This window comes from Lentimicrobiaceae bacterium (assembly GCA_020636745.1).
GTDB lineage: Bacteria > Bacteroidota > Bacteroidia > Bacteroidales > Lentimicrobiaceae > Lentimicrobium.
This window is the reverse complement of the sequence record JACJXH010000002.1, coordinates 309,715-322,412: the sequence shown is the minus strand read 5'-3', so window position 1 is coordinate 322,412 and position 12,698 is coordinate 309,715. Positions and strand designations below refer to the sequence as shown.

The window sequence follows — 12,698 nt, the reverse complement described above, 5'->3', positions numbered from 1 at the left end:
AGATTACAGCCCATTTTCCTGACTTTATTATCTTCACAGATAGATTATCCAACACTGCCTTCAAGACTGATTGACAGCAACTTCTGTGCTTCAACAGCAAATTCCATAGGCAATTGTTTTAAAACTTCCCTTGCATATCCGTTCACAATCAGTCCAATGGCGCTTTCAGTACTGATGCCTCTTTGATTACAGTAAAATAGCTGATCATCAGATATCTTAGAAGTAGTGGCTTCGTGCTCAACAATGGATGAACGATTTTCAGTTTTAATATAAGGGAAAGTGTGTGCTCCGCATTTGTCGCCCAGCAGAAGGGAATCGCACTGCGAAAAGTTACGCGAATTCTCTGCCTTTTTGGTCATTTTTACCAATCCTCGGTAACTGTTACTGCTGTAACCTGCCGAAATTCCTTTGGAGATAATGGTACTTTTGGTGTTCTTTCCCAAATGTATCATTTTGCTCCCGGTATCAGCCTGTTGATAGTTATTGGTAACCGCCACAGAGTAAAACTCACCAACTGAATGGTCGCCCATCAATACCACACTTGGGTATTTCCATGTAATGGCAGAACCGGTTTCAACCTGAGTCCACGAAATTTTTGAATTATTTCCTTTACAAATGCCTCGCTTGGTCACAAAGTTGTAAATTCCGCCCTCACCCTTTTTATTGCCCGGATACCAATTTTGTACAGTAGAGTATTTGACTTCAGCATCCTTTAATGCTATAATCTCAACGATAGCAGCATGTAATTGGTTTTCATCGCGCATGGGAGCAGTACAACCTTCCATGTAACTTACATAACTGTTCTCATCGCCAATAATGAGCGTACGCTCAAACTGACCGGTGTTGGCGGCATTGATGCGAAAATAAGTTGACAATTCAATCGGGCAGCGCACTCCTTTGGGTATGTAACAAAAAGAACCATCGCTGAATACAGCTGAATTCAATGCAGCAAAATAGTTATCACTGGAAGGTACCACCGTGCCCAGATATTGTTTTACCAGCTCAGGGACTTTTTGCACAGCCTCACTGAAAGAACAAAATATAATTCCTTGTTTTTCAAGCGTTTCCGAAAATGTTGTTTTGACTGAAACAGAGTCAATAACCGCATCAACAGCCACTCCACTCAGCCTTTTTTGCTCTTCGAGTGAAATACCAAGCTTGTTGAATGTATCAATCAATTCAGGATCCACCTCGTCAAGACTTGCCAGCTCCTTTTTCCTTTTAGGTGCTGCATAATAAATAATATCCTGGTAATTGATAGGCGGATGATGAAGATGTGCCCATGTGGGCTCTGTCATGCCTAACCATTTGTGGTAAGCTTCCAGCCTGAATTGCAACAGCCAGTCAGGTTCATTTTTTTTGGCTGAGATAAAACGCACTGTATCTTCGGTCAAGCCCATTTGGGCTGTTTCCATCTCAATATCAGTGTAAAAACCGTATTTATACTCCCCCTGTGTAACCTCGTCAAGTATATGATTAGGGTCTTTTTCCATTTCCCTTAGACTTATTTAAGTACTTAATTAGATTAAATTAAGATAGTCGGCAAATATACAAATTTTCATGCTTATAAGAATGCCAAAAGCACGATTAAAAATCAGATTTTACTCCTTATAAGTTCGTTGTCAACCTGATTTTCTTCACATTCAATTAACAAATGGATAGATGATATGTTGCACTGATTTGAGTTTCACCTTTAAAACTGGTTGCAACAATGCCATCATACAGGTTTAAGATTCCCCCGGCCTGTTGTTTTGTTTATCATGATCATATAAAAAGTTATATTTACCCCGGCTTATCACTTTGAAATTATTTTCAATAATTCCAAAAATTCATGTACACATTCCCTCGGATAAAAGTTCATAAAATTTCAAATCAAATTGCTGTTAATACTCCTGAAACGAGAACCTGATTCTGGCCCCTTATGTTACTCAGACATCAGACATTCACCAACGAATAAAATTCAACTTTTGCCCCCCGCGTGCGATAATGTTTCGCATTTGTGTTAAAAAAGCATAAAACTGCTGAATTAATTAACCAGCTGAATAATAGAATTTAAAAGTGGCCGTTTTGCAAAAACATAATACATTTTATTGCTATTTATTTTTTTTGTAATCCAATGATAAAATCCGTTTCCCCAATTTAACCAAACACCAGCTCTATGAAAAAGACATCTTTAATTTTGGTTATGGCCCTGCTATCTTTTGGCTTGATGGCGCAACAACCGAAAAAAACAAGAGAAATCGGCCTCACATTTCAAAACTTCGACAATTTCGGGCTCAGCTATAAAACCGGAAATGAAAAAGCTTTGTGGAGGTTTAATTACCTTAACGTGAATGCAGCTAAATCAAATTCAAGTAACCCTGATTATTACAGCGAAAAAAACAGTACCGGGTTCGGCTTTGGGACTGCTATTGGACGGGAGTGCAGAAAAACTATTGATACAAAACTTGAAGCAAGATTTGGAGCTGATGTCAACTTCAGTTTCAACTACACTAAAAAAGAATTTACCCAAAACTCCTTCAACAATCAAAGAACAATAAAAACCACCCGTTATTCACCCGGAATTAATGCAGTGGCTGGTATAAATTATAACATCAGCAATAAACTCCTTGTAGGAGTAGAGGTTAAACCTGGGCTCAACTATTCAATCGCTGAGGAAGTCGTAAGCGAGCCCGGAGTCACAGGTGAATCAAAGAACGATTTAAGCAGTTTCAATTTTGGGCTTTCCAGCTCTGCAGCTCAGCTTACACTTGGCTATCGGTTTTAATCAGGAGTTTAAATCATGCATAGGAATCTCATTTTCTGAAGGTAAAATCTCAGAAGATGAGATTTAATCTTTTACCTGTTTACTCATTGAACATGAATCTTCAATCATTTTAACCAGCTTATTTTTGCGATGCAGAATTTAACCACCTGCCAGTTCAATTGCATTCAATTACTTACAGTGCAGATTGCTTACCTTTGCAAAAAAAATTATAATGACTGAGCATAACATACCTAACCGAACCGAACTTTCAGCCCTTGGTGAATTCGGGCTTATTGATCACTTAACAGCCGGAATCAAACCTTTTAACAGCAGCACCCTGAAAGGGGTTGGCGACGATGCAGCCGTTATTGACAACGGTGAGAATGTAACTCTTGTTTCGAAGGATTTGCTCATTGAAGGCGTACACTTTGACCTTACTTATATGCCTTTAAAGCATTTGGGATACAAAGCAGCGGCAGTCAATATTTCAGACATTGTAGCCATGAACGGAACGGCCACTCAAATGCTCGTAGGTATTTCGGTATCAAACCGTTTTTCAGTTGAAGCCCTTGATGAATTGTATGCAGGTATCAAAATGGCTTGCAACCGCTATAAAGTTGACCTTGTAGGAGGCGATACAACCTCATCGGTTTCAGGTCTATTCATATCAGTAACGGTGCTGGGTCAGGCCAAAAAGGATGAAGTAGTTTATCGCAGTACTGCCCACGACACCGACCTTATTTGTGTAAGTGGCGACCTTGGCGGTGCTTATATGGGTCTGCTGCTGCTTGAGCGCGAAAAAGAAGTTTTTAAGGCAGACCCATCGATGCAACCCGACCTTGACGGGAACGACTATGTGCTTGAACGTCAGTTAAAACCAGAACCCAGAACCGACATTCTAATCAAGCTAAAAGAGGCAGGTGTTAAACCTACTGCCATGATTGATATCTCTGATGGTCTGGCAAGCGAGATTCTTCATATCGCCCATGACTCTGGCCTGGGTTGCCGGATTTATGAAAACAAAATACCGATTGATGTAATTACAGCTGAAGTAGCTCAGGAATTCACCCTCGATCCTACAACTGCTGCCATGAACGGTGGTGAGGACTATGAATTGCTTTTCACCATAAATGTAAACGACTTTGAGAAAGTAAAAGACATCAAGGGCATACATATCATTGGTCATATGACCGAAAAAGCTGAGGGCGAATATCTGATTAGCAATGGTGGCAGCTTGTATCCTATTGATGCGCAAGGCTTTAACCATTTGAGAGATTAGGATTTCTATTGGTTACAAAAGTCCTGAAAAACAGTTAAACCGAGTACAAATATGCCGGACACTGAGTAATAAATGTTAAACTTCAGCCATTGTTCCCTTAACATAAAATGATGGATTCAAACCTGTCATCTATCCTCAAAACACTTCCAAATAATCCGGGAGTGTATCAATATTATGATAAAGACGGTACCATCATTTATATAGGGAAAGCCAAGAATCTGAAGAAAAGGGTTCACTCCTACTTTAATAAAGACACCTCACTTACCGGAAAAGTCCGGCTGCTGGTATCTAAAATTGCGGATATCAGATGGATAGTGGTTGACAGTGAATCTGACGCACTGCTGCTTGAAAACAATCTGATTAAGGAATATCAGCCTCGCTACAATATCATGCTAAAGGATGATAAGACCTATCCCTGGATTTGCATAAAGAAGGAGCCATTTCCACGTGTTTTCCCAACTCGTAATCTGATTAAAGACGGGAGTGAATATTTTGGCCCGTATGCATCGGTAAAAATGATGCATACATTGCTTGACCTTATCAGGCAACTATACCCGCTGCGCAACTGCAATTTAAATCTGTCACAGCCAAACATCCAATCAGGCAAGTTTAAAGTATGCCTTGAATATCATATTGGCAACTGTCTGGGCCCATGTGAAGGCTATCAGTCTGAGGAAGATTATCTGCAAACAATTCAGGGAATCAGAAGCATCATCAAGGGCAATATCGGTATGGTAAAAAATCAGCTTGTTGCATTAATGAAGCAGTATGCCGAAGAATTTGCCTTTGAAAAAGCACATATTCTCAAAGAAAAAATTGAACTGCTGGATCGTTATCAAAGCAAATCACTGGTTGTTAATCCTTCCATCAACAATGTAGATGTTTTCTCCATCATTGAAGACGAGCATTCGGCCTATGTAAATTTTGTTAAAGTAGCTTCCGGAGCTATTATTCAATCTCATACGGTGGAGATAAAAAAGAAACTTGATGAAACCACTGAAGAACTGCTAACTGCTGCAATTTCAGATTTACATCCCCGCTTCAGCAGCGGAGCCAAAGAGATTATATTGCCCCTGATGCCTGATTTCCGGTTACCGGATATAAATTATACTGTTCCGAAAATCGGTGATAAGAAACAATTGCTTGAATTATCGGAGCGCAATGCAAAATACTATCAGCTTGATAAGCAAAAACAAAAAGAACTTGTAGATCCGGAAAGACGTACGAACCGGCTACTGGAAACAATCCGCAAAGATTTAAACCTGAGCCAATTGCCCTTGCACATGGAGTGCTTTGACAACTCAAACACCCAGGGCACTTTTCCTGTGGCAGCGCTGGTAGTGTTTCGCCATGCCAAACCTGAAAAAAAGGACTATCGCCATTTTAACATCAAAACGGTAGAAGGCCCCAACGATTTTGCCTCCATGGAAGAGGTTGTATACCGCCGTTACAGCAGAATGCTGGCTGAAGGGCAGTCTTTACCTCAACTTGTTATTGTTGACGGAGGTAGAGGCCAGCTAAGCTCTGCCATGACCAGCATAGAAAAACTTAAACTTCAGGACAAAATTCAATTGATTGGCATCGCTAAACGACTGGAAGAATTATACTTTCCGGGCGATCCTACACCCCTTCATCTGGATAAAAAATCTGAAACGCTGAAAGTTATACAACAAATGCGCGACGAGGCACACCGGTTTGGCATCACGCATCATCGTAAACTCCGCGAGAAAGGCACGATTAAAACCAGTCTGAGTGAAATTGAAGGAATTGGCCCTGCTACAGCTCAGGCATTGTTAAGAAAATTTAAATCAGTTAAAAACATAAAATTAACACCCCTGCATGAGCTTGAAGCAGCAGTCGGAAAAGCTAAAGCCAATCTTGTATTCAAACATTTTCATCCGGATAAAAACGCTGAATAGCTCCCGGACTCCTGCCCCTGTTTCGAATACCATAAACCCTGTCGCCGCATAAAATCAGAAAATAATAAGCTGGAAGAAGGCTGGCTCCCTGTTGTGATACAACAAAGTAATCATTTGCAAGAAAAAGAGAAATGTTACTATCTTATTATTGCCTGATTTGCAAATAGTTATAAAGCCACAGGTTGTTAATAATTTTTCTATTAACCTTTTAGCAGCTTACTGAAAATAAGTTACTTTCGCTCCTAATTTCAACTTCAAACCGGCATTCCTATATTCATTATCAATTTCAATTTTTCGACAAGATTACCGCACAATTCAATCACTAATGAACACCGTATGAAAAAGCAAATTATACCATTATTTCAGAAAGCATCAACAGCTTTGGTATTGCTTATAATAATGGCTTCAGGCCTGACAGTATCCGGACAAATTCCGCACACTGGTCTTGAGAAGATACCTGAAGGGATAAAAACAGCTTTCACCAAAAAATACGCTACAGCCAGCGAAATTAACTGGTTACTTTCCGACGGTTTATATGTTATTTCATTTAAAGCTGAGTCCGATTATTTAGATGCATTTTATGATGCACAAGCCAAATGGGTAAAAACTGAAAAGGCTGTTCTTTTTAACCAGCTTCCCAAAACCATGCAGGATAGTTTAAAAGCAGGCGAGTTCGGAACATGGGAAAAAGGAAGTGCATATCAGGTTGATTTGCCTGGCTCTATTATCAATTATAAAATATTCGTTTACAGCAAAGACTGGAACGAAATGGAGTTGATTTTCGATAAAACCGGAAAACGGCTGTTACAATAAGCACCGGGGCGTCGCAACAACAGAATCAGGCATTACGCCTCTCTTCAAAAATCTCTCTAATATCGGAAACATGAAAGAGATGATAAGGCCCGGCAACCGCTACAAAGCGGAAATGAGGGAATTGCAGATTGAACTGATAAAATTGCAAAAGTATATTCAGGATCAGCAACTGCGCCTGGCTATTATTTTTGAAGGACGCGATACCGCCGGCAAAGGAGGCGCTATCTACCGATTTACACGCTATCTGAATCCGCGGGCCATGCGGGTGGTAGCCTTACCCAAACCTACAGAAGTTGAAAAGGGGCAATGGTATTTTCAACGGTATATTAAGGAGCTTCCCAATCCGGGTGAAATTGTGTTTTTCGACCGTAGTTGGTATAACCGTGCAGTAGTCGAGCCTGTTATGGGATTTTGCAGCCGGGAACAATACGAATTGTTTCTGAAACAGGCTCCTGTTTTTGAACAGATGCTGCATGAAGATGGCATTATTCTGATAAAATTCTGGTTTTCTATCAATATTATTGAGCAGAAAGTCAGAATTGAAGACCGTATAAGCAATCCGTTAAAAATGTGGAAACTAAGCACCGTTGACCTCAAGGCCCAGCAGATGTGGGACGAGTTCACAAGCTATAAGAATGAAATGTTTTTGCACACACACCGGGAGGATAATCCCTGGGTGATTGTTAAAGGGAACGATAAGCCGGTAGCCAGAATTGAAGCGATGCGTTATGTACTTGCGCGCATGGATTATCCCGAAAAGTCAGAAGCCAAAGTGTCTTTTGAGGTAAATCCTGAAATAATCAGTGTTTTTGACAGCTCCACTATTTGAGTAAGATGAGGCCCTGCTTTGTGTTAAAAGTCTTATTATATAACGACAAAACAGCAGGGGCAAAGCCATTAACAACAATGCAACCAGGCAAAACCTCTCATTCAGCAGGGTAACGAGTGCAATTTTACTGATTGAACATAAAAACTTCAGCATGGCCACCCTGCCTTATATAGCCTCTGAACATGCCAGGTGTATTGAATGGCATACAAAAATTTCCATCCTTATCAAGTGCGATTAACCCACCGGATGCTCCCTGATTCTTTAGTTTTTCATTGATGATATAACCAGCAGCCTTTTCCACAGATTCTCCAAGATACAACATACGGGCTGAAACATCAAAAGCCACAGCGTTACGTATAAAAAATTCGCCATGCCCGGTGCAGGAAACAGCACAGCTTTCGTTGCTGGCATAAGTACCTGCACCTATCACGGGCGAATCGCCAATGCGCCCGTACTTTTTATAGACCATACCTCCGGTAGATGTTGCCGCTGCCAAATTGCCGTTTTTGTCAAGGGCAACAGCACCCACCGTTCCTTTACGTCCATTTTTTTCAATTTTTGCCTTCACATTCAGATACTCCTGCCAGCTTTCGTCAGTATAAAAGTAGCCGGGGTCAACAATTTCAAGCCCCTGAAGCCGGGCAAATTCTTCGGCACCCCGCCCTGCAAGCATCACATGAGATGATGAATCCATAACCCGCCGGGCCGCAGCAACCGGACTTTTTATGATCATTACTCCTGCAACTGCACCCGCTTTGAGGGTTTTGCCATCCATGATGGATGCATCCAGTTCATTTTTGCCATCAGCATTAAACACGGCCCCTTTCCCTGAATTAAACAGCGGACAATCTTCCATAACCTGAATTGCAGCAACTACTGCATCAAGTGCTGTCCCGTTTCCAGCCAGAATACTATCGCCCACAGTAAGTGCTTCGGTTAGTTTTTGGTTGTATAATGCCTGCTTTTCGTGGTTAAATCTTTCGGAAGTAATATTACCTGCACCTCCGTGAATCACCAGCACATAGTCAGTTTGCTGACTAAAAGCATGACAGGTGTATAAAATAAACGCCCATGAAATCAATATCAGATGTTTTTTCATAAATGGAAATTTAATGATGAGCATCAGAAAAAGGCTGCAATTATAAAGATTCTATTCACAAATCCATGAAACCGGTGTACTGCCGGGCAATGCAAAAGCTGAATATCAGGCGATTACGAGAACAAGGCTTTAATATCAATGATTCCCAGTAAATCTACCGCTGAGATAACAATGATGGCGATGATAAACCAACGGATAAAATTAGCGCCCCATGCCACAGCATAACGGGAAGCTACAAAGGCTCCAATAATATTTCCTATGGCATGAATCAGACCAAACTGCCAATTTACCTTGTCGTGGTAAATAAATACTGCAAGAGCGAATAAGGTGTAGAGAAGAACAATAAAAACCTTGATGGCATTGGCTTTAACCAGATCGTAGCCGGCACCGAGTACAATGCCTGCAAGCAGAAAATAACCAACACCCACCTGAACAAACCCTCCGTAAACCCCTATCGCAAAAAAAATAAACATCTGTAAGGGACTAACTTTTTGCTTTTGGAGATCTTCCTGGCCTTTGAGCCACTTATTGGGTTTGGTGAGTATAAAAAATACCATCATCAGCATTACTACCGCAATGGCTTTACGAAAAGTCGCTTCGTCAATCTGAACTGACAACTGCGCCCCAAGAATTGAACCAATGACTGTAGGAACCGAAAGCCAAAGAGCTTTGCGGGTGTCGAGTAGTTTCTGCTGTCTGAAACTGGTAACCGAAGTCATATTTTGCAAAATAACAGCAATCCGGTTTGTTCCGTTGGCAACATCAGCAGGCAGCCCCATAAACATAAAAATAGAAAGCGAAATAATGGTGCCGCCTCCGGCAAGCGTATTGATAAATCCCACAAAAACACCGGAAACAATCAGGGCAATAACTTCAAGGCTTGACATGACTCAGAATTAGTCAACAAAGGTAGCAAAGGGGAATGAAAAAAAAGGAAGCTACATTACTTTTCTCATGATAAAGAAATAAAATTGTCTGTATCAATCCATCAGCACCCAGCCCTAATCAACCTTATAATCATTTCGTTAGATTAAACACATCCACAAAATCGTCTTCAATAAATCAAACTTATCTGATGTGGCTTAATCAACTTATTACAGGATGAGAAAACTCAAATTTTTAAATGCTATTTCTATCTTTGCACCTTATCATACCACTATTTTTTTTGAACACAGAAACTACCATTTCGCGACTGAATCGATGTGTGCGCACGGCTTTACCCAAAGGCTTGAAAACAGCATGGTGGCTGATTAAAATAACCGTGCCCGTTTCGTTTGGCGTTATGCTGCTTGATTATTTTGGCATACTCAATCTGATTGCTCAACATACCGGCCCATTTTTTAAACTGCTTGGACTTCCGGGCGTATCGGCCATTGTTCTGATTACGAGTATATTTACCAACATTTATTCAGTAGTGGCTATCCTTGCCATGCTCAATCTGCCTGTGCGTGAAGGTATTATCCTTGCAACCATGTGTTTGGTTTCGCATGGCTTTTTGATTGAAACAGCCGTAATGAAGCGAACAGGCTCATCTCCGGTCAGAATGTTGCTTTTACGCATTGCCGGCAGTTTTGCGGTAGCATGGATGCTGAATATGGCAATGCCCGGTCATATTTCAAATCATGAGTTTCTGGTTCCGGCACATTTGGAATCCTTTTCAGCTGCATTTTTACATTGGTTTTATTCCATTTCATCAACTGTAATCAAAATCCTGATACTTGTTAATGTTTTACTCATTTTTCAGCAGATTATGGAAGAGTTTGGATGGATTGGACTCATTGACAAGCCATTATCGCCATTAATGAAAATTTTTGGACTACCCCAAAGTGCCACTCTTTCATGGGTAGTGGCTAACCTGATCGGGTTGGCATACGGCTCTGCAATCATGATTGACCAGACAGAGAAAGGCAAAATGAGTCGTGAAGATGCAGATTTGCTCAACCACCATGTTTCAGTGTCGCACTCTCAACTTGAAGACCCGTTGCTTTTCCTGACGTTGGGCTATACCTTACACTGGCTTATCTGGCCCAGAGTTTTAGTCGCAATAGCTGCTGTCTGGCTGAGAAAAGCCGGACTAAAATTAAAAAACAACAGAAAAGTGCTTCCGGGATAAACTATTGCGGATGATTTAAACGGCTGTTTCTGCTGCCATAAACGAAATACAGTGCCAGTCCAATTATGAGCCAAATAAGAAACCTCAGCCAGTTTGTTATCCCCAATTGTGACATCAGATAAAAGTTTGTAATCAGTCCGAGAACTGGAATAAGGGAAAGCTCCTGTTTTATAGCCAGAAAGGTAACTACAATTGCTACGATTAAAAATGAATAATGAGGAATTTTATGCTGAAATATGCTCCAGAAGGACTCTCCGGGCACACGGTTAAAATCGATCAAAGAGAGCAAATCTTGAGGATCAAGGTTTCTCATCAGAAAAAACACCCCAACCCAGATTACAGGTAACCAGTAACGGCTGTTTACAAAAGGCACCCTGAACTTTCCTGTTCCTTTCATGCCCAAATTGCCAACCGGAGTTTTCTTTCCGTCGAGGATAAGAATTCCTCCTGAAACAAGCACAAATGCAAATAAGGTACCAATACTGGTCAAATCAGTTACTTCGGTCAGATTTAGAAACAAGGTAGGAACAGCAACGAGTACACCTGTTACAATAGTTGAAAACCCGGGAGTGTGATATTTAGGGTGAAGTTTAGAAAATACAGGAGGGAGCAGGCCGTCCCTGCTCATGCTCATCCAGATGCGGGGTTGCCCAATCTGAAAAACAAGCAATACACTGGCCATAGCAATAACTGCGCTCAAAGCAATAATGCCTGATAATCTGGTAAGATTTAACTTATTAAAAACAAAAGCAAGAGGATCGCTAACCCCTAAAAAATGATAACTTACCATACCTGTTAATACAAGGCTGATAGCAACATAAAGCACCGTTGTGATAATGAGAGCATAAATCATGGAGCGGGGCAGGTCGCGCTGAGGGTTTTTACATTCTTCAGCAGTTGTTGAAATAGCATCAAAGCCAATATAGGCAAAGAAAACGCCCGAAACGCCTTTTAACACCCCTCCTATTCCGTTAGGCGCAAACGGGCTCCAGTTGGCAGGATTCACATAAAAAGCGCCGACAGCTATCACCATAAGCAATATGGCAACTTTGAGCAACACCATAACATTTCCGGCCCTTTTCGATTCACGTATACCCTTGTATACCAGCCATGTAATAAAAACAACAATGGCAAATGCAGGAATATCGGCAATCAATTTCATCCCTCCAATGCTTGGCGCCGTCGACCAGGCACGATAAGCTTCAGCCATTTCACCGGGGAGCTCTGCCAGTGGCATACCCCCGGCCAAAAGTGTAGTTGCTTCTTTAAAACCCCGCGCAGCGCTCAGATAGTCAATAGCCAAAAAATCAGGTATATGAATGCCAAACCCTTGAAGTAAGCCACAAAAGTAACCCGACCATGAAATAGCCACCGCAATGTTGCCCACTGCATATTCCATAATCAAATCCCACCCTATAATCCAGGCAATCAATTCACCAAAACTGGCATATGCATAAGTATAAGCACTGCCACTCAACGGAATGGACGAAGCAAACTGAGCATAACAGAGCGCCGAAAAGCCACAGGCAATAGCAGAAAAGACAAATAACAGTGAAACTGCGGGTCCACCGGCAGCAGCTGCGTTGCCAATTGTGCTGAAAATTCCGGCTCCAATAATGGCTGCTATCCCAAATGAAGTAAGGTCACGCACACTCAGATCTTTGCGCATTGACTGTCCGGTTTCCTGCTCTCTGAGAGAGTGAGCAAGGATCATTTCAATTGACTTGCGGCGAAATAATTGTTTAAATTGCACAGGCAGTAGTGTTTTTCAGAACCAAATATAGGGCTTTTCAATTCATGTCAGCCTTGCTTCCCATTCTGAATTTGTTGCATCTTTAAAAATAAACCGACAGGATTATTTTTAAAAGCATTACCGGGCTCAAAAAACTGATCAGTGAAT

Annotated in this window: 10 protein-coding genes; 6 read left to right on the top strand and 4 right to left on the bottom strand. The window is 41.3% G+C overall.

Features of this window, described 5'->3' with window-relative positions:
- Window positions 1-44: 44 nt before the first annotated feature.
- A complete protein-coding gene (sufB, locus tag H6541_04155; GenBank protein MCB9014965.1) occupies window positions 45-1,493 on the bottom strand; it encodes a Fe-S cluster assembly protein SufB in 1,449 nt (482 codons plus the stop codon).
- 665 nt (window positions 1,494-2,158) lie between these two features.
- Here sufB and H6541_04150 point away from each other — a divergent pair.
- From H6541_04150 to ppk2, 5 genes are all read left to right on the top strand, one after another.
- Window positions 2,159-2,767, top strand: a complete 609-nt coding sequence (locus tag H6541_04150; GenBank protein ID MCB9014964.1) for a hypothetical protein — start codon at window positions 2,159-2,161, stop codon at window positions 2,765-2,767.
- Window positions 2,768-2,978: 211 nt separating this feature from the next.
- Window positions 2,979-4,025: a thiamine-phosphate kinase gene (gene thiL / locus H6541_04145; GenBank protein ID MCB9014963.1), complete on the top strand. Its 1,047-nt coding sequence runs from the start codon at window positions 2,979-2,981 to the stop codon at window positions 4,023-4,025.
- Window positions 4,026-4,132: 107 nt separating this feature from the next.
- A complete protein-coding gene (gene uvrC, locus H6541_04140) occupies window positions 4,133-5,944 on the top strand; it encodes an excinuclease ABC subunit UvrC (protein ID MCB9014962.1) in 1,812 nt (603 codons plus the stop codon).
- A 336-nt stretch (window positions 5,945-6,280) separates the two neighbouring features.
- Complete coding sequence (locus H6541_04135) at window positions 6,281-6,757, top strand: PepSY-like domain-containing protein (protein ID MCB9014961.1); 477 nt, start codon at window positions 6,281-6,283, stop codon at window positions 6,755-6,757.
- A 70-nt stretch (window positions 6,758-6,827) separates the two neighbouring features.
- Window positions 6,828-7,586, top strand: coding sequence for a polyphosphate kinase 2 (gene ppk2 / locus H6541_04130; protein MCB9014960.1), 759 nt, complete (start codon window positions 6,828-6,830; stop codon window positions 7,584-7,586).
- Window positions 7,587-7,710: 124 nt separating this feature from the next.
- Here ppk2 and H6541_04125 read toward each other — a convergent pair whose 3' ends face one another.
- Window positions 7,711-8,685, bottom strand: coding sequence for an isoaspartyl peptidase/L-asparaginase (locus H6541_04125; protein MCB9014959.1), 975 nt, complete (start codon window positions 8,683-8,685; stop codon window positions 7,711-7,713).
- A gap of 113 nt (window positions 8,686-8,798) precedes the next feature.
- Complete coding sequence (locus tag H6541_04120; protein ID MCB9014958.1) at window positions 8,799-9,572, bottom strand: sulfite exporter TauE/SafE family protein; 774 nt, start codon at window positions 9,570-9,572, stop codon at window positions 8,799-8,801.
- A 296-nt stretch (window positions 9,573-9,868) separates the two neighbouring features.
- Here H6541_04120 and H6541_04115 point away from each other — a divergent pair, with 296 nt between their 5' ends.
- Complete coding sequence (locus tag H6541_04115; protein MCB9014957.1) at window positions 9,869-10,798, top strand: nucleoside recognition protein; 930 nt, start codon at window positions 9,869-9,871, stop codon at window positions 10,796-10,798.
- Between the two features lies 1 nt (window position 10,799).
- Here the strand turns inward: H6541_04115 and H6541_04110 are convergent, their stop codons facing one another.
- Complete coding sequence (locus H6541_04110) at window positions 10,800-12,512, bottom strand: amino acid permease (GenBank protein MCB9014956.1); 1,713 nt, start codon at window positions 12,510-12,512, stop codon at window positions 10,800-10,802.
- Between the last annotated feature and the right edge of the window lie 186 nt (window positions 12,513-12,698).